Raw genomic sequence first — 19,156 nt, forward strand, 5'->3', positions numbered from 1 at the left:
CCCTAATGAAACAAAAAGTAGGCATAGTAGTTATTTTATTGGGCCTGGTAGCTTTACTGTTTGCCTTTAAATCGGGATTTTTTAAATCCTCCCAAGATGGGTATGTCAATCAGAAGCTACCAGAGGTCGTAGACTATAATTTCCATATAAAGCCTATACTTTCTGATAATTGCTATACCTGTCACGGCCCTGATGCCAATAAGCGGAAAGCGGGCCTGCGCCTAGATCTGGAGAAGGCGGCACTTTCCGAATTGCCGGAGAATCCCGGGAAATATGCCATTGTAGCCAGAAAACCCGGCCAAAGTCTTTTGTATCAACATGTGGTTTCGGATGACCCAAAGCAGTTGATGCCCCCGCCGGATTCGCAATTGGCACTGAATTCCCATGAAAAGAAACTGTTGAAAAAATGGATAGAACAGGGTGCCAAATTTGAAAAACATTGGGCCTTTATCCCTCCCAAGAAAGCCGACCTTCCAAAAACGGAACTGGCGGAATGGCCCCAAAATGAGATCGATGCGTTTATCTTGGAAAAGATGGAGGAGAACGATCTAACCCCCTCCCAAAAAGCGGAAGAGCACACGCTGATCAGACGAATGAGTCTGGATCTTACGGGTTTGCCCCCCAATGCGGAGCAGGTGGGACGATATCTTTCCGGTTCATCGGCGGATATTTTGGAACGGGCCATAGATGAGTTTTTGTCCTCTCCAAGCTACGGGGAGCGAATGACGCAGGTCTGGCTGGATGTGGCGAGATATGCGGATTCCCACGGCTATCAGGACGATAGCTATAGGAGTATGTGGCCCTGGCGCGACTGGGTGATACATGCTTTTAACAACAACATGCCCTATGATGAGTTCCTGACCATGCAGATGGCGGGCGACCTTATGCCCAATGCCACCAAGGAGCAGTTGCTGGCCACCGGGTTCAATAGGAACCACCCCATAACCCAGGAGGGCGGTGTTATCCAGGAGGAATACCAGTCCTATTATGTGGTGGACCGCACCAATACCTTGGGGAAGGGCATTTTGGGCCTCACCCTGGAATGTGCCAAATGCCATGACCATAAATACGATCAATTGTCCCAAAAGAATTATTTTGAAATCTATTCCTTCTTCAACAATGTGGATGAAAAAGGCCTGCGTATGGATGCTGTACAAGCTGCCAATCAGAAATATTTTGCCGATGCACCATTTATGACCATTACCGATGAAGAGACCAAAGGGGTACTGTCCTTTATCAACAAGGCTGAAGGGGAAACGGTCAAGGTGATGGTCATGAACGATTCCACACCTAGAAAAACTTACATTTTCAATCGTGGCGAATATGACAGCCCTGGGGAAGAAGTAACTCCCAATGCCCCGGAATTCATCCTACCCTTTTCCGAAAAACTTCCAAAGAACAGATTGGGATTGGCACAATGGATGACCGATGAAAATAATCCATTGACCTCCAGAGTCTTCGTGAACCGGGTCTGGGGGATGTTGTTCGGGAAAGGACTCGTAGAGACCTCAGAGGATTTCGGGGTACAGGGAAGCCTGCCCACACATCCAGAATTGTTGGATTGGCTGGCGAGAGATTTTATGGAGCACGATTGGGACATCAAATATCTGTTGAAGAAGATAATGCTTTCTTCCACCTACCAGCAAAGTTCCATAGCCACGGAGGAGTCCAAAAAGTCGGATCCCGACAACAAGTGGCTTTCCAGGGTCCCAAGGTTTAGGATGAGCGGGGAGATTATTCGGGACTACGTTCTGGCGAGCAGCGGCCTGTTGAACAAAGAAATCGGTGGTCCAAGTGTAAAACCTTACCAGCCCCCAGGACTATGGGAAGAGACCAACGCTGGAGGTAATAGAGGAGTTCTTACTACATATGTGGCCGATGAAGGTGATAAATTGTACAGGCGATCTTTGTATACCCTGTGGAAAAGGACATTGCCACCGCCCAGTATGTCCATTTTTGATGCGCCCAATAGGGACATTTGCGAAGTTAGGAGGCAGAAGACCAATACCCCCTTACAGGCACTGGCGCTTCAAAACGATGTTCAAATGTTGGAGGCTGCACGGGTATTGGCGGAAAATACCATTGCAGAAACAAAAGATTCACAGCAATGGGTCACCACAGTATTCCAACGCATTTTGGTCAGGAACCCCAAAGAGGAAGAAAAAAAGGTTTTGGAGGAATACTATATCGATGCCCTGGAAAATTTCCTGAACAACAAGGAAAATGCCGAAAAATTGATTGCTCAAGGCGAATATAAGAGGTTGGATACCGATCCGGCAAAGACAGCTGCGCTTATGTTAACGGCCCAGGTGATTTATAATCTTGATGAAACGATTACTAAAGAATAACGATTATGGAAGAAGACAAATCAAAATCTGAAAACCCACTTAAAGTAAACCGCCGACACTTCTTTTCTCAATTGAGTGTTGGGATAGGTTCTTTGGCTTTAGGGTCATTGTTGATTCCAGACCTGTTTAAAGGTGGTAAGGGACCATTGGCCAGTCAGCCTCTTGGTATTCCCCATTTTGCCCCAAAAGCCAAACGGGTAATCTATTTGTTTCAATCGGGGGCTCCATCACAATTGGAGTCGTTCGATTATAAACCTACACTAAACAAACGTATGGGGGAGGATCTGCCGGAATCTATACGGAACGGTCAGCGACTTACCGGTATGACCTCTGGTCAGGATAAATTTCCATTAATGCCATCGGCCGCTAAGTTTGCCCAATATGGTAAAAGTGGTGCATGGGTAAGCGAATTTTTTCCTCATATTGCGAAAATTGCGGACGAGATATGTATTGTTAGGAGTATGCACACCGAGGCTATTAACCACGATCCGGCAATTACCTTTTTTCAGACGGGTAGTCAACAATCCGGTCGCCCAAGTATGGGTTCTTGGATGAGTTATGGTTTGGGCAGTGAAAATCAAAATTTGCCTTCCTTTGTTGTGCTTACCTCAAGGGGAAAGGGCAACAGCCAAGGCCTGTATTCTAAATTGTGGTCCAGTGGGTTTTTGGATTCCAAGCATCAAGGGGTGCTGTTGCGGTCCGGTAAGGATCCCGTACTGTATTTGAACGATCCAGATGGACTTTCACGTTCCGATAAGCGGCATTTATTAGATCACGTATCCTCACTGAACAAAATACATCATGTGGAAACAGGGGACGATGAGATAGAATCTAGAATAGCCCAATATGAAATGGCCTATAGGATGCAAATGTCGGTACCCGATGTTATGGATATTAAGAAAGAACCGGAGTCCATTATAAAATTATATGGGGAAGATTCCCAAGTTCCAGGTACCTATGCCGCCAATTGTCTTCAGGCCCGTAGGCTTGCGGAAAATGGGGTGCGTTTTATCCAGTTATACCACCAAGGGTGGGATCAGCACGGAAATCTGCCCAATGAAATGGCAGGACAGGCCAAGGATGTTGATCAAGCCTCTGCCGCACTTATTTTGGATCTAAAACAACGTGGAATGTTGGAGGATACCTTGGTTATTTGGGGTGGAGAGTTTGGTAGGACCAATTATTGTCAAGGTAATTTTGACCCTAAAAATTACGGTAGGGACCATCACCCGCGTGCCTTTAGTATATGGATGGCCGGTGGAGGAATAAAACCTGGAATTACCTATGGGGAAACCGATGAATTTGGGTATAATATTGTGAAAAACCCGGTGCATATCAACGATTTCCACGCCACTATCATGAATAATTTGGGACTTGATCACGAACAATTAATTTATAAATACCAGGGACGTAGGTTTAGGCTTACGGATGTTGCCGGTAATGTTGTAAATGATATTTTAACATAGTATATGGCTCAAAAAAATAGTTCTCCTTGGGTCGATTATGTTATTTTCGGTCTTACTGTATTTCTTATATTCTGTTTAATTTTCGAATCTTTTATAGATCTTCCAAGTCTTGTGGCATGGTTGGGACGCTGGCATCCTCTAATTCTGCATTTTCCCATAGTGCTTTTACTAATGGCTGCGGCCATTGGTCTTTTCAATAGACTAGTGCCTAAGCTTTTGCTAACTGTTGCCACACTTTCTGCCTTGGTCACTGCCATTACAGGATTCTTTTTAGGAACAGAAACGGTGCCTAAGGGAGACCTTATTTTTTGGCACCAATGGATGGGGGCAGGCGTAGCTATTTTGGCGGTTTTGTGGTATTGGTTGAGTACAAACCACTTACAGCAAACATACTTGGTCAAAGGCATACAGGTGGTATTGATCCTCTTGGTAGGACTCACTGGCCATTACGGGGGTATGATTACCCATGGGGAGGATTTTTTGGCCTTGCCTCGAAGTAAGAAATTGGAGAAGATTCCCGAAGACCCTATAATTTATGAGCATATAGTTTATCGGGTATTGGATAATAATTGCATAGGCTGCCATAATCCCAACAAGAAAAAAGGGGAGCTGTTGATGACCAATATAAACGAGCTTCTCCAGGGAGGTGAAAGTGGACCGGCTTTGGTCCTAGGGGATCCCAGGAATAGCGAGCTAATTCGGCGCCTTCATTTGCCATTGGAGGACGAGGAACATATGCCTCCGGATGGCAAGAAACCTTTAACTGAAGATGAAATACAAATTTTGGAACGCTGGATTGCCTTGGGGGCGTCGGACACCTTAAAGTTGAGTCATTTGGACAACAGTGAACCTTTGGCAGGGATGGTCAAAAAAATGATGGATTCCGGCACAAAGAATTCATGGGCAAAACTTTCCAAAGTAGCGGACAGCACCTTGCAAAATTTGGCATCGGATTACGTTACCATAAAAAGGATTGCCAGTAATTCGCAGGCTTTAAGTATATCTGTATTCTTACCACCAGAATATGATCCTAGGAATATTACGGATTTAAAGCGGATTGCCAATAATATTGTTGAATTGGATTTGAGTGGGATCCCTCTTGGGGAAAAGGAAATGGAACTAGTGGCAATGTGTAAAAATTTGGAATGGTTGGAAGTGGACCGTACCCCCATCACGGATATGGAGTTCGCAAAAATAGCCGGGCTTCAACATTTAAGAGTATTAAAGGCATATGAAACGGGCATTAGCGATGAAAGTGTTGCTGTCCTAAAAGATTTCAAGGTTCTTAAAAGTCTATATGTATGGGAGACACAAATTTCCGATCAAGGACTTTCCGAGCTAATGGAAGCATTGCCCAATTTAAAATTGGACCATGGAATTGACCCTGAACTCAAAGCAGAATTTATAGAGAAGGACACCATTGTGGATAGTATACAGTAAATTCGTAAGTAGATAAATAAATACTTAGAATGTATAAGACCTGCCGTATTCCTATTGTCATTTTACTTGTTGTCTTTCATTCGTTATCAATTGCCCAAACCAGGTGTGAGTATACCCACCAACAAATGGGTACACAAATTGGTCTGGTTTTTTACAACAACAATGAGGATATGGCCAGGGCCGATTCCATTGCCCAATTGGTTTTCGATAGAATAGATGCACTTAACAACACTTTGAGTAACTATCTACCGCAAAGTGAAATTAATAAACTTAGCAGCAGTTCAAATATTAACGTTGCACTTAGCGATGACCTTTCCCGATTACTGCAAATTTCCGGGGACTATGCCGCAAATACCAATGGTGCTTTCGATATTACCCTAGGTCCGCTCATTGAACTATGGAGAAAGGCTAGGGAAAATAGACAGATTCCTTCAATAACTGAAATAAGGACCGCACATCAAAGAACCGGTTATGGAAATCTGGAATTCCCGATGGTAAATATGGTAAGGTTAAAACAAGAAGGAATGCAACTGGATGTTGGTGGGATAGGAAAGGGGTTTGCTGCGGATGAGGCAATAAATTTGTTGAAAAGGCATGGCATTTCATCTGCCTTGGTGGATATGGGTGGCGACGTTACCGTTAGCGATGCCCCGCCCAATAGGGAGTTTTGGACTTTGGGCTTCAGTTATTTCGATAAAAATGGGGGGGGAGTTTTTCAAAAAATAAAGTTGAAAAATCAGGCGGTGGCCACTTCTGGGGATTTATACCAGTATGCCGTGATCGATGGGAAGCGTTATTCCCATATTATTGACCCAAGAAATGGCATGGCGTTGAGCAACAATATCCAAGTAACAGTGATAGCTCCCAATGGTGCTATGGCAGACGCTTACGCATCCGCCTTAAGTGTTTTGGGAATTGAGGAAGGTAGGAAAATTGTTGAGGAAACAACGGATTTGGAGGTTTTTATGGTGGAGGATGTGCCTGGATCATACCAGCAGTGGAATAGTTCTAGATTTTTAAATTATATAGTTGAGGATTGAAATAAGATTATAAATAATTACGGGTTCCTTCCCCTAGAAGGGGAAGGTGGACCAATCCACGGATGAGTGGATTGGCACGGAATGGGTGATTAACGGAAGGTCATTTGGTGTTTTGAGCTGGATCCCTTCCGACTTTTATCCCTAAAAATGGTCCAAAAGCCACCTTCCCTTATCAAGGGAAGGAGCAAAAGTTATTGTTTTGTATAGGAAATACTGGGCAATTTGAAGATTAGTAAAGTATAAAGAGCTCCTTCCCCTAGAAGGGGAAGGTGGGCCAATCCACGGCCGAGTGGATTGGGACGGAAAGGGTGATTAACGGAGGGTCAATTGGTGTTCAGAGCTGGATCCCTTCCGACTTTTGTCCTTAAAAATGGTCCAAAAGCCACCTTCCCTTGACAAGGGAAGGAGCAAAAGTTATTTTTATAAATAGGAAATTCCTGAGAATTATAGGAATGGAATGTAAAAGATTAGTGGGTTCCTTCCCCTAGAAGGGGAGGTGTACCAATCCACGGCCGAGTGGATTGGGACGGAAAGGGTGATTTTGTAGAATCATTTGGTGTTTTGAGCTGGATCCCTTCCGACTTTTATCCCTAAAAATGGTCCAAAAGCCACCTTCGTTTATCAAGGGAAGGAGGAAAAGTTATATTATATTTGGTTTAATAATGAAGCCCGAAAAAATACATAACAGACCTGAAAACAAAGCAAGTAGAATACAGCTTCGAAAAAGCTTGACTTCAGCCGAAGCCTTTCTTTGGAATGAATTGAAGGGCAAAAAACTGGATGGCAGAAAATTTAGAAGACAGCACGGTATCGGAAATTATATTACGGATTTTTATTGTGCACAAGAGAATTTAGTAATAGAATTGGACGGAGAGGTACACAACAATGCAATTTCAATTGAAAAAGATGATAAAAGAACAGCATTTTTGCATGGGAAGGGATACACGGTAGTCCGTTTTGAAAATAAAATGGTTTTTGAAAATTTGCCCAGTGTTTTGCAGGAATTAAGGGATAATTTTAAGAGAAATGAACATTAATAGGGAAGTGGTAATTTGGTCGGAGGTATAATTTATGGTAGTTGCCGTAACCCTTCCGACTTTTGTCCCTAAAAATGGTCCAAAAGCCACCTTCCCTTGACAAGGGAAGGAGCAAAAGTTATTGTTTTATATTGGAAATACTGGATAATTTGAAGATTAGTAAAGTATAAAGAGCTCCTTCCCCTAGAAGGGGAAGGTGGATCAATCCACGGATGAGTGGATTGGGACGGAAAGGGTGATTAACGGAGGGTCAATTGGTGTTTTGAGCTGGATCCCTTCCGACTTTTGTCCCTAAAAATGGTCCAAAAGCCACCTTCCCTTATCAAGGGAAGGAGCAAAAGTTATTGTTTTATATAGGAAATACTGGATAATTTGAAGATTAGTAAAGTATAAAGAGCTCCTTCCCCTAGAAGGGGAAGGTGGACCAATCCACGGCCGAGTGGATTGGGACGGAAAGGGTGATTTTGTAGAATCATTTGGTGTATTGAGCTGGATCCCTTCCGACTTTTATCCCTAAAAATGGTCCAAAAGCGACCTTCCCTTGACAAGGGAAGGAGCAAAAGTTATTTTTATAAATAGGAAATTCCTGAGAATTTTAGGAATGGAATGTAAAAGATTAGTGGGTTCCTTCCCCTAGAAGGGGAAGGTGGACCGATCCACGGATGAGTGGATTGGGACGGAAAGGGTGATTAACGGAGGGTCAATTGGTGTTCAGAGCTGGATCCCTTCCGACTTTCGTCCCTGAAAAAGGTCCAAAAGCCACCTTCCCTTGACAAGGGAAGGAGCAGAAGTTATTTTTATAAATAGGAAATTCCTGAGAATTATAGGAATGGAATGTAAAAGATTAGTGGGTTCCTTCCCCTAGAAGGGGAAGGTGGATCAATCCACGGATGAGTGGATTGGGACGGAAAGGGTGATTTTGTAGAATCATTTGGTGTTTTGAGCTATATCCCTTCTGACTTTTATCCCTAAAAATGGTCCAAAAGCCACCTTCCCTTGACAAGGGAAGGAGCAAAAGTTATTGTTTTATATAGGAAATACTGGGTAATTTGAAGATTAGTAAAGTATAAAGAGCTCCTTCCCCTAGAAGGGGAAGGTGGACCAATCCACGGATGAGTGGATTGGGACGGAAAGGGTGATTAACGGAGGGTCAATTGGTGTTCAGAGCTGGATCCCTTCCGACTTTTGCCCCTGAAAAAGGTTCAAAAGCCACCTTCCCTTGTCAAGGGAAGGAGCAAAGTGGTTGATATATTGGGGGAATAAAGGATGATGCACTGAGCAAAGATTATAATTGTAATATTGTGGTTGAATACAAGTTATTCGGGAAGTTATATGAATATAAAGGATAAAATAAAAGAGCTTGCACAAACCTATAGCCAAGAGTTTGTTGGTGTCAGGAGGTATCTGCACCAGCACCCGGAATTGTCTTTTAAGGAACATAAGACCTGTGCCTATGTAAGGCAGCAACTTTTGGCAATTGGAATTGACACTATTGAATCTGTGGCAGATACAGGTTTGTTGGTCACGATTAATGGAACAGGTAAAGGCAAAACGATCCTTTTAAGGGCGGACATGGACGCACTGCCCATTCAGGAAGAGAATAAACTGGAATACGCCTCCCAAAATAATGGGGTAATGCATGCGTGTGGGCATGATGTGCATATGACTTCTTTATTGCTGACCGCTAAAATTCTATGGGAGCTCAGTAAGGATTTTTCAGGAACTGTAAAATTATTGTTTCAACCTGGGGAGGAAGTAATGCCAGGTGGTGCTACCTTGGTAATGAAAGAGACCGCCTATAAGTCCATAGGTCCCATTCCCCATTTAGGACAGCATGTAATGCCAAATCTTCCTGTCGGGAAGGTAGGTTTTAGACCTGGACTATTTATGGCCAGCATGGATGAGATTTATATTACCATCCTTGGAAAAGGGGGTCATGCTGCAGTTCCAGAAGAATGTATAGACCCAATTCTCATTGCCTCGCATGTTATTGTTGCGGCGCAACAAGTGGTGAGCAGAATGGCATCACCCAAAACTCCCAGTGTATTGTCCTTTGGGCGCATTATTGGTGATGGTGCTAATAACGTTATTCCGGACAAGGTAACTATTGAAGGTACTTTTAGAACCTACGATGAGGAATGGAGAACAGAGGCCATTGACAAACTTACCAAGATGGTAAAATCCATAGCAGAGGGGATGGGTGCAGAATGCATAGTGGATATTCCAAGAGGATATCCACATTTAAAAAATGACCCGGAATTGACGAATGTGATGAAAAATGGGGCAATAGAATACCTTGGACCTGACAATGTGGTTGACCTGGATTTATGGATGGCCGCCGAAGATTTTGCATACTACACTCAAAAAAATCAGGCCTGCTTTTATTTGTTGGGCGTAGGGAATACGGAAAAGGGAATTACTTCCGGCTTGCATACCCCAACCTTCAACATAGATGAATCGGCTTTGGAAACAGGAGGGGGATTAATGGCCTGGCTGGCTATAGAGTCTCTTGCTTAGATCTTGATCGTTACTGCATGGATACTTACAGATAGGTGTGCCTTCGGTTAGGCCCTGTGCTATGATGAAAAATATCACTTCTTAATCAGCTGAAGGTCATAATGTTATTCGTGCCGGGACTAAAAGCTGGTCTTTTGCAGATTTGGGCGGAATAAATAAATGGCTTTCTGGTAACCAAGTAATGTTTTGTTTACTTTTAGGCATTCCTTCGGTGCGTATAATATGAAAAACTATTTGCAGTATATTATTAGTTTTCTGTTTGTGCTGCTTATCTATGCGATTCATATGATGCCGGTGTCGGATAGTATGTTGAATGAAAACAACACCAAGCTGTCCCATGTTTTTTTGGCATCCCAAATTAGATATCACCAGGAATTTGCACCCTTTGCTAGGCGCCCATTAACGTCTTTGTTGATCGAGGGTTCATCCGGTACTTTTGGAATTACCCTAGGGGAGTCATTTGTACTTGTAAACCTATTATTGTTGTTTTTTAGTGGATTGTTGATTTATAAGATTTCATTGAAGCTAAACGCAACTAGGGGGCAGGCACTATTTAACCAGGTGGCCTATTTTTTGACATTTTCAATTCTTTTCGCTTTTTTTCCTCCGGTATTCAGCTATGATGAGCCGCTTCAGTATTGTTTGATAATGCTCAGTATAATGGCTTTGATCCAAGAAAAGTGGCGCCATTATGTCCCTTTATTTTTAATGGCCACCATAGCTAGGGAAAGTACTGTTTTTCTATGGCCAGGATTGGTAATTATATTTTCTGGCCTAAGTCTGAAATCCAAAAATATGTGGTCCCCAACCATAAGAAAAAAGTTGTTCTTACTCTTTTTACCCCTTCCTTTATATGGTATTTACTTAGGGATATTTTTATGGGCAACCGGTATTTGGAAGGAAACCTCCGAGGTGGTTGCCAATAGACTCAGCTGTTATTTTCAGAATTTCGGAACGTATTCCAGCTCCGTTGAAACTATAGTATCTTTTTTCTTGGTATTGGGTCCTAGTCTTTATTTTCTTTATATGTCCATAAAGCCCAAGGCATTTACCCTTTTGGAAAAAAAATATGTCTTGGCCTTTCTACTTGCTCTAGTGATAAATTCTCCTATTGTAATGGCGGCTACTTTGGCTAGGGAAACAAGACTATTTGCACTGCCCCTTTTTTTTATATGGCCTTTGGTCGGACAATTGTTTGGAAAGGAATTACGGCTTTTAATAAGGCCCTACTTGTATTTGGATTGTATTAAAGATTGGAGATATAGTATGTTATTACTGCTTTTGTCCTCAATAAGTTATGCAGTTGCGTTTAGGTTGTATATACCCAGTTTTCCATCTAAGGATAATTTTTTTAACGAGTATTTATTTGTAATGCTTTTGATTATGTCGGTGCATTTTGTGCTTGTTACTTTTAAGGAGAAAAATAGGGACACTATGGGATAGGAAAGGTCAAAACCAGTAATTGTAAGGTATTATAATGGTCAGGATATTAGTTTAAAGTTTCTTACCCAGCAGATAATTTTTCATAATATTTAAACCGATTTAGTCCCTTACTTTAATGTGCACTACTGGAGCTACTAAATTTGGGTCATGGGGCAATGTGGATTGTTCAAATTCCAGTTTGTGTTCCTTTCCCATGTTACCATAGGATGCCAATACTAAATCTAAATAGCCTTTTTCTATGATACTTTTGTCTTTGTCATTAATGGCATCATACTCATATGCCGGTAATGCCTTGTAGGCATAGACTTTACCGCTTTCAAAATAGTATTCTTCAACACGATCGGTGACATCAATTCTTGTGTACCCTAATTCAAATTGATCAAACAATGCTAATTCCTCATGGGTTACGAAATACAAAATACAGTTTAATCGTATGTCATTATTCTCTATAATATTTAAAAAAATAGACTTTTCGTAAGGTGTGGTGCTGTTATTTTTAAGACAAAACGACTCATATTTTATATATTCTGCAGGAAAATTTGGATCGTTATTGGGGGCCACAAAGTTCCAAGCGCGTTGCATGCCCCTAAGATGTATCCAATAGATAGGATCCTTATATTTTCTTCCTAGGATTTCCTCTAGACTCTCCAAAGAGGATAGCATACCGTAACCAATCATTCCTACTTTGCCTTCTTGAATTTTTATTGCGGATTTTCCATTCATTTTCTTACATCCTTAAAAAGTAATACTGAAGAAAGTCAAAATTTATTATGAATAAAGACCATTTCAAGGCATCTAAACTAAGGTTACTTACCAGATGCCATAAGACTACTTACCCCAAATTTAGCTTAAATCACCAAATAATTGATACATACTTTTTAAAATATTTCATCCAAAGCCTTGGTCCTATAATCAAATATTTCGTTGAGCTTTGACTTGATAATCACTTCATTGGCTATACTCCCTAAAAAGCCGAATGGAGGTTGGTAGCTAACAATATCGGTCATTAAAGTCCCGATGGGCATGGATTCTATAATATGCTGATGGTGCCATATACTGTATGGACCAACCCTTTGTTCATCCACAAAATAGCTGTTTTCCTTCAGGTGTGTAATTTCAGTGACCCAGGTAGTTTTAATACCCAGCAAGGGAGAAACCTTGTAGCTTATAATCATTCCAGCATACATTCTGGAAGGAACGTCTTTGGAAGTGATATCAAACCCCATATAATCCGGCGTTATTTTTTTTAGATTAGCAGGGTTGGCAATAAATTTCCATACCTCTTCCAGGTTGGCTTTTATTTCTTGTGTTCTCTTAAATTGAAAAAAACCCATAGCAATTTCTTTTTATTTTTGGCAATAAGGATAAGCACTCTATACATTAAAGATAAGGCCATCTTAATTCATTTCCGAATTTATAGGCCAGCTAATAGGATTTGAAAATAGCGAACAAAAAAGCCTTCCCATATTTAAGGGAAGGCTGTGCACTGTAAAATTGCATTTATGTAATTTACACAAAGGTAATGCCTTGTTTTGCACAAATCTCCGCTACCTTTTGAAAGTCTGGTGGTCCAGGTGGTAGTTGGGATAATTCAGTGAACATATGTTCTATGCCGGCCGGAAAGGCAGAGGTAATCATTTTGGCCTTTTCCGTACCCACAACTGTCCAGGAATGCGGAATGTTTTTTGGGGCAAATGCTACATCCCCCTCATTTAGAACCGTGGTTTCCCCATCGACCATTATTTCGACTTGTCCTTTAATTACCCTAAATATTTCATCTTCCTTAGTATGGATGTGCGGAGGTATACCTACTCCCGGGTCCACATTATCTACCCATTCCACAATCTGGTTTCCAGTTTCGCTACCTACCAGTTTATGTGTCTGTATGTCCCCTATTACATTTAAAACATTTCCTTCTTCATCCTTGATGATCTTGGGTTCTGTTTTTATGGAATAGTCGTTGGCGGAGGCCGACTGACATTGTACCATTCCAGGTATCATCACTATACCCAATCCTATTCCAGATGCTTTTAAAAATTTTTTCCTGTCCATAATATTGTTTTTAGAATTAGCAAATTAGGCTAATACCTAAAGCGAGGGAATGTGAAAAACAGGGTATATCCTTAGATTTTGCCGTTTTTAGCCTTCTCTAAGCATGGATGGGGTAATTCCAGTGTGCTTTTTAAAAAAATAACTGAAATAATCTGGAGAGGAGAAGCCCAGTTCGTAACAGATTTCTTTGATGGTTTTATCCGTAAATTTCAATTGGTGGCGAGAGCTCATTATTCTTTTCTCGGTAATAACGGCCTTGGCGTTAACACCTATGGTTTCCTTTATGCATTCATTTAAATAGTTGTCGGATACATTGAGCATCTCTGCATAGTCGCTCACTTTATGGTTCACGGAAAAGCGTTTGTCCACCAGCTTTTTAAATTTATAAACGAGTGTTTTTTTTGCGTTGTTTTCCGATATGACCGATTTAATGTTGCATTGTCCGTCACAATAGACAAAAATGGTATTCAATAGAGAGATTATAGCATCGTCCTTATGGTTAAGTTCCGATCCTATCAGCTCGTCCAGCATTTCCAAAATAGACTGAATTCTTTTTTCTATACCAGGGGAGAGATTTATTTTAGGAATTGTATCTGAAGCAAAAAGCCTTATTTCGTTAATGTGGAGTTTGCTCAACAATGGGTTGTCCAATATCTCTTGGGATAAATACAAAATATAGCCAGAGGATGAGTCCGTATTTTCCTTTGATAATTTCCAATCGATGCTAGGGTGAAGAAAGAATATTGAATTAGACACATTTCTGTACGGAACCTTGTTTATTTCCAGTGATTTCACGCCGTTTTGAATCCAGAAAACCGAATAATATCCCTCCTTTTTTTTGGAAGTGGTTTTGTTTGCTATTCGCGATATTTTTATTGCTTCTGGGTCCATAGATAAAGGTGCAGCTCATTCAACATTGGTGATTATTAATCTGCAACGATTTTCGGATGGATAATCCGATACATAAATATGCGAAAACTTTGGGGGATTAGCAAGATTGGTATTCGATATCTGCTAAGAATCCTCCGTTTATGACAGGGTTTTGGTAATATGGCATTGATGGATTACTACTGATCGGACCAAACGGCAAGTTCGTTGCCGGAAGGGTCTTTAAAATGGAATCTGTGCCCTCCGGGAAAAGAGAAAATATCTTTTGAGATTTCACCACCCGCTTCGATTATTTTGTTTTTTGTAAGCTTAAGGTTGGAATGAAACAAAACAACGAGTGCACCATTTACAATTTCATTATCAGTCTTTTCAAATCCACCTTCCAATCCACTTTCTGAAAATGCGATATAGGTTGGACCATAATCTGTAAATTTCCAATCAAAGGAGGATTCATAGAACATTTTAGTTTCTATTAAGTCTTTCGACTTAAACTCTACGTAGTTGATGTGGCTGTCTTTTGCTTTCATTTAGCGGAGTAGTTTTTAATTGGACTCTAGTTGTAGAATAAGATTATCCATGGTTTTGGCAATGACCTCCGGATTAATATTTTCCTTGATGGAAATGTAAGCGTGATTTTTACCTTTTTTGCTTTGACCGAAATGCCATTCGTTACTCCCATCTTTCTTCACGGAAACATAACCATTGGTGTTGAGTTTGAAAAACTGGGAACTTATCTCATTGTCCAAAAGTATCACCGAAGCCTGGTCCCAGGCAGGTCGGCCTGCGAAATTGTTATAAAGTTCATAGCCGCGGTATACAGGATTGGAGGTGTTTAATTTCGACTTTAAATAATCTCCGCCTGTAATAATTTTGTTTCCCAATTCCCAGCCGCAAAAAATAACCTCCTTTTCCCAATTGTCAAGGCAGTAAACTGTGGAGGCCGGATCTGGACGATGAAAATTGGCTTCCAAGCCCTTTGGATATGTTCCGCCCATACAAAGCCATTTTTTTACTTTTTTATTCACGAGTTCCTTTCCTGTCAAGGGGGAAATTTCATCTCCTTCGGATTTCAACAAATTTTGAAGACTGGTCAAATGCCCAATGGTAACTATAACAACTGAATTGTCCTTACTTTCATGCAGAAGCCTTCGGTATAGTTCGCCAGCTTCAGTGGTTTGATCTATTGAAGTTATGGTGTGTGGAAATTCTTCACTAATCTGCTTGGTGTATTTGGAAAAATTTTCGAGATTGTTCTGTTGTTTCAAAAAGCCGATAGGGATATCGGCCTGGTTGTAAAAAGTGTTGATGGCATCTACACACTGATAGGAATAATTGTCGGAACTGGTGACTATCACCCCAATTAAATCTAACTTTCCCAGTTTCTGATAGGCATGTAGCATGGCCAAAGCCTGTACATCATCTACGTCGGAATCAATGTCCGTATCCAGAATAACCTTGGTTTGAGCGGTACAATGGATAGTTAGGAAGATCAGTGGAAGCCAAAGTATTGTTTTCATAAATGATTATAGGGTGAATTATTCTTGGACTGAAAATGTTTTTAACATCCCTTTTTTCATAGTATTGGGCACTTCTGAGATAAAGGCGTAATTACCCGGCTCAAGATCCACTTTGAAATAGCCAATACTACCGGCAGGGCTATCATTAACGCCACCCAAAAAGGTAACGCCTTCCGGGGCGGGGGTGATAAGTCCTTTTGGATCGGCCCAATTCATCCAGCTTTCAAGAGCCTCAAGATTGGTGTTATCCGCTAATTTAACCAAATTTACATCATGTCCTACAAAATTTTCATGTACAATTTGGTCTTTAAATTCTACGGAAAAGACTTGCGGACCTTTTGTAATAGATCCACCATAATTAATGCCTTCAGTACTGGAAATTGTAATATTTGTAGTAGCGGAAGGAGGGGAAACGGCACTTTTTTTATTAGACACAATGATTGGTTTTGCCATGCCCATGGAGGAATGAAATTTTCCATCGGGCATTTTTACGTAACATTCCAAAATGTAATATCCAGGTTCCAATTTAACCGTAGTTGTACTGTTCTTTTTTGGTGAAACCAGTCCAGATCCTCCTGAAAAAACTACTTCAAAAAACCATGCTGGTAGATTGTTGAATTCGGCATAACCCGCCTCCGTTTTTCCTTCATTAATTAAATCCATTCCCTTGTCGAAGGGTGGAAAAACTTCATTTTTTGTGTCTTGGATCGTCTTGCCTTCGGGATATTTGTCCAGTAAAAAGAAATGTGTTTCATTAGAGTTGTTTAGATAATCAAAAGTATTCCAACCATATGGAATTGTATCGGGGCTTTGAAAGTCCATAACCGCTGTTGTGATCTGGACAATGCTATCCTTTTTAGCAACTAATTTTTCTTCTGTTTTAGCTTTTTTGTCCGGTCCACAACTATGGAGCATAAACGCTAAAATAATTAATACTTTAAAGGTATTTTCGGGGCTTTTAAAGAAGGGTTGCAGTGCTTTCATAGCCTTAGCTTTTTCAGTTGTATACAGTGTGAAACTTTAGCGGGCATTTCATAAAAAGAAAAGCACGCCAAGGTATTGTCAAATCTATACTTTGGGGAATCTTTTGATAGGAGGGGGTTTTCGAGGGGGGATTTGTTGAAACAAAATACGAATGTAATCAGTGAAAAGCAAATGTTAAAACCTTAATTTAGATGTTGTCGATTTATAAAAATGAAAAGGAGGAATTAAAGGTTGGTAGGAAATTGACATTGTATTATCATAAAAGCAGAATGATATACTTTTTTAAGATGTGGGCTCTTTCCGTGAATTGCAATAAATTATTTGCACTTTTTTCTATCTTTAGGAAAAAGATTGTGAATGGATGTTTTAAAAAGGAATAATGTAAATGTATTTGGAAAGGGAACCCAAGTCATTATGTTTGCGCACGGCTTTGGATGTGATCAGGTAATGTGGCGATATATTACACCAGCTTTTGAAGAGGATTATAAATTGGTTTTGTTTGATTATGTTGGCTGTGGTAATTCCGATACTGGGCAGTATAATGAAGATCGCTACGGTTCGCTTCAAGGGTACGCCCAAGATGTTCTTGAAATTTGCAATGCACTAAACCTTGAAAACGTAATATTAGTAGGGCATTCCGTAAGTTCCATGATCGGCATGCTCGCCTCCATACAACAGCCGGAACTGTTCCAGTCTTTGATTCTGGTGTGTCCCTCTCCATGTTATATTAATAAGCCAGGCTATATAGGAGGCTTTGAAGAAAAGGATTTAAAGGAACTTATGGAGGTCATGGAAAATAATTACGTAGGCTGGGCAAGTTTTTTGGCGCCAGTGGTTATGAAAAACATAGAAAGACCAGAACTTTCACAGGAACTCGAAAAAAGTTTTTGTTCTATGGATAAGGAGATTACAGGTAATTTTGCCAAAGTAACTTTTTTTTCGGACAATAGGGAAGACCTTCCCAAGGTAAAGGTTCCTACCCTTATTCTTCAATGTACGCAAGATGATATTGCCAGTGACAAGGTGGGTGACTATGTCCACAATAAATTAAGTAAAAGTGTAATTTACCATATGAAAGCTACTGGACATTGCCCGCATATGAGTCATCCAGAAGAAACGATTAAATGTATCCAACAATATTTACAGGCTGAAGATACACTTGCCTAGTTAAACCTTTGAAGTAAAGATCCGTGAATACTAATCCCCCATGCTACATTTTTTGTTTTTCGGTTGATGGATATCTCAAAGAAATAAACCAATTAATGTTGGTTCATTTGGAATATGAGGAGGTGGAGGTGATAGGCCGACTTCGCTTTGAAGACCTGCTAACCGGTGGAAGCCGGATTTTTTATAAGACCCATTTCCTCCCTATGTTGATGATGCAGGGTAAGGTAGATGAAATGTTCCTATCCCTAAATTCCAAATCGGGAATGGAATATCCTGTTCTTATGAATATGGCCATATCCGATAATTCGGAAAATCCGACCGTAGATGCCGTAGGTCTTCACATGGCTAAACGCAATAAGTACGAGAAAGGAATTCTGGAGGCCAAGCAAGCCGCAGAAAAGGCGCTTAAGGAGAACGATTTGTTGTTGAAAATGAAGGCCAAGTTGGAAAGGCAACAGGAATTACTGGAACAACAATTACGGGAATTAAAACGCATTAATCAGGAGCATGTGGAATTTAATAAAGTACTTTCCCATGATATGCAGGAACCTTTGCGTAAAATTCAGCTATTTGCTGGTCTCCTTGAAGGGAAAACTGAGAAAGAGGGAGTTGGGGAAGAATTTGGAGCCCACCTTAAGAAACTTCAGGGACTTTCAGAATATTCGCGTGACTTATTGATGCGATTACAGCGCTATCATTCCTTGGAAAGAAGGATGAACAACTTCACTACGGGCAACTTGGAAGAAATGATTCAAGCGGCCATCTCAAAGCTGGGTATACCAGAGATTCAGCCAGATTTGACCCAATTGATGGTAAAGAATGTTCGTGGAGATATACCTAGATTGACATGGGTATTGAAAGAACTATTGGCCAACGCATACCATTTCCGAACCGAGGACAAACCCTTGTTTATCGAAATTTCATCGGGCTTGATCAAGGATAATTATTATAAGGCTGTACAAGACGCCTACAGGTATACGGACTTTATCCAAATACGGATTAAGGACAATTCCCAGGGATTTCCAATTAAGGATCAAGATAAAATTTTTGGACTTCTACAAAAATTTCATGTTGAAAGTGGCACAGGCTTGGGCCTGGCTTATTGTAAAAAAATAGTGGATCTTCACTATGGTCATATTTTAACAAAGGACATTGCTGGGGGAGGGTCACAATTTACAATTCTACTGCCTTACTTATCATGAGTAATAATGAAACCTTAAACAAGGCGTTATGAAATTATAACTCGTAATCCATTTT

Annotated in this window: 16 protein-coding genes; 9 read left to right on the forward strand and 7 right to left on the reverse strand. The window is 40.8% G+C overall.

Annotated elements, in window-relative coordinates; translation table 11 throughout:
• Positions 1–5 precede the first annotated feature (5 nt).
• From MWU78_RS12405 to MWU78_RS12435, 7 genes are all read left to right on the forward strand, one after another.
• A complete protein-coding gene (locus tag MWU78_RS12405; RefSeq protein ID WP_246998159.1) occupies positions 6–2,348 on the forward strand; it encodes a PSD1 and planctomycete cytochrome C domain-containing protein in 2,343 nt (780 codons plus the stop codon).
• A 5-nt stretch (positions 2,349–2,353) separates the two neighbouring features.
• Entirely contained in the window at positions 2,354–3,814 is a 1,461-nt protein-coding gene (locus tag MWU78_RS12410; protein WP_246998161.1) for a DUF1501 domain-containing protein, read from the forward strand.
• Positions 3,815–3,817: 3 nt separating this feature from the next.
• Positions 3,818–5,254 (forward strand): c-type cytochrome domain-containing protein, encoded by a 1,437-nt coding sequence (locus tag MWU78_RS12415; protein WP_246998163.1) that lies wholly within the window; start codon positions 3,818–3,820, stop codon positions 5,252–5,254.
• A gap of 125 nt (positions 5,255–5,379) precedes the next feature.
• On the forward strand, positions 5,380–6,294 hold the full coding sequence (locus tag MWU78_RS12420) for an FAD:protein FMN transferase (RefSeq protein WP_246998165.1): 915 nt from the start codon (positions 5,380–5,382) through the stop codon (positions 6,292–6,294).
• A gap of 662 nt (positions 6,295–6,956) precedes the next feature.
• Complete coding sequence (locus MWU78_RS12425) at positions 6,957–7,331, forward strand: endonuclease domain-containing protein (protein WP_246998167.1); 375 nt, start codon at positions 6,957–6,959, stop codon at positions 7,329–7,331.
• 1,332 nt (positions 7,332–8,663) lie between these two features.
• Positions 8,664–9,848 carry a M20 family metallopeptidase gene (locus MWU78_RS12430; RefSeq protein WP_246998168.1) on the forward strand — a complete coding sequence of 395 codons (1,185 nt, stop codon included), beginning with the start codon at positions 8,664–8,666 and terminating at the stop codon, positions 9,846–9,848.
• A gap of 222 nt (positions 9,849–10,070) precedes the next feature.
• Positions 10,071–11,291, forward strand: coding sequence for a hypothetical protein (locus MWU78_RS12435; protein ID WP_246998170.1), 1,221 nt, complete (start codon positions 10,071–10,073; stop codon positions 11,289–11,291).
• Between the two features lie 99 nt (positions 11,292–11,390).
• On the opposite strand, the gene MWU78_RS12440 is transcribed toward MWU78_RS12435, so the two are convergent.
• From MWU78_RS12440 to MWU78_RS12470, 7 genes are all read right to left on the reverse strand, one after another.
• Positions 11,391–12,014 carry a hypothetical protein gene (locus MWU78_RS12440; RefSeq protein ID WP_246998172.1) on the reverse strand — a complete coding sequence of 208 codons (624 nt, stop codon included), beginning with the start codon at positions 12,012–12,014 and terminating at the stop codon, positions 11,391–11,393.
• A 155-nt stretch (positions 12,015–12,169) separates the two neighbouring features.
• The gene (locus MWU78_RS12445; protein ID WP_246998174.1) at positions 12,170–12,625 is read right to left on the reverse strand and encodes an SRPBCC family protein; all 456 of its coding nucleotides are present in this window, start codon (positions 12,623–12,625) and stop codon (positions 12,170–12,172) included.
• A gap of 175 nt (positions 12,626–12,800) precedes the next feature.
• Complete coding sequence (locus tag MWU78_RS12450; protein ID WP_246998176.1) at positions 12,801–13,343, reverse strand: cupin domain-containing protein; 543 nt, start codon at positions 13,341–13,343, stop codon at positions 12,801–12,803.
• A gap of 87 nt (positions 13,344–13,430) precedes the next feature.
• The gene (locus MWU78_RS12455) at positions 13,431–14,234 is read right to left on the reverse strand and encodes a helix-turn-helix domain-containing protein (protein WP_246998178.1); all 804 of its coding nucleotides are present in this window, start codon (positions 14,232–14,234) and stop codon (positions 13,431–13,433) included.
• A 176-nt stretch (positions 14,235–14,410) separates the two neighbouring features.
• Positions 14,411–14,758, reverse strand: coding sequence for a VOC family protein (locus tag MWU78_RS12460; protein ID WP_246998180.1), 348 nt, complete (start codon positions 14,756–14,758; stop codon positions 14,411–14,413).
• Between the two features lie 15 nt (positions 14,759–14,773).
• Positions 14,774–15,748 carry a nucleoside hydrolase gene (locus MWU78_RS12465; RefSeq protein ID WP_246998182.1) on the reverse strand — a complete coding sequence of 325 codons (975 nt, stop codon included), beginning with the start codon at positions 15,746–15,748 and terminating at the stop codon, positions 14,774–14,776.
• Between the two features lie 18 nt (positions 15,749–15,766).
• Positions 15,767–16,732, reverse strand: coding sequence for a hypothetical protein (locus tag MWU78_RS12470; RefSeq protein ID WP_246998184.1), 966 nt, complete (start codon positions 16,730–16,732; stop codon positions 15,767–15,769).
• A gap of 357 nt (positions 16,733–17,089) precedes the next feature.
• Here MWU78_RS12470 and MWU78_RS12475 point away from each other — a divergent pair, with 357 nt between their 5' ends.
• Both MWU78_RS12475 and MWU78_RS12480 read left to right on the forward strand, forming a co-directional pair.
• Positions 17,090–17,899 carry an alpha/beta hydrolase gene (locus MWU78_RS12475; protein ID WP_246998186.1) on the forward strand — a complete coding sequence of 270 codons (810 nt, stop codon included), beginning with the start codon at positions 17,090–17,092 and terminating at the stop codon, positions 17,897–17,899.
• A 95-nt stretch (positions 17,900–17,994) separates the two neighbouring features.
• Complete coding sequence (locus tag MWU78_RS12480; RefSeq protein WP_246998187.1) at positions 17,995–19,101, forward strand: ATP-binding protein; 1,107 nt, start codon at positions 17,995–17,997, stop codon at positions 19,099–19,101.
• Positions 19,102–19,156 lie beyond the last annotated feature (55 nt).

Origin of the sequence: Arenibacter sp. F26102 (assembly GCF_023015865.1) — a bacterium.
In the GTDB taxonomy this organism is placed as follows: domain Bacteria; phylum Bacteroidota; class Bacteroidia; order Flavobacteriales; family Flavobacteriaceae; genus Arenibacter.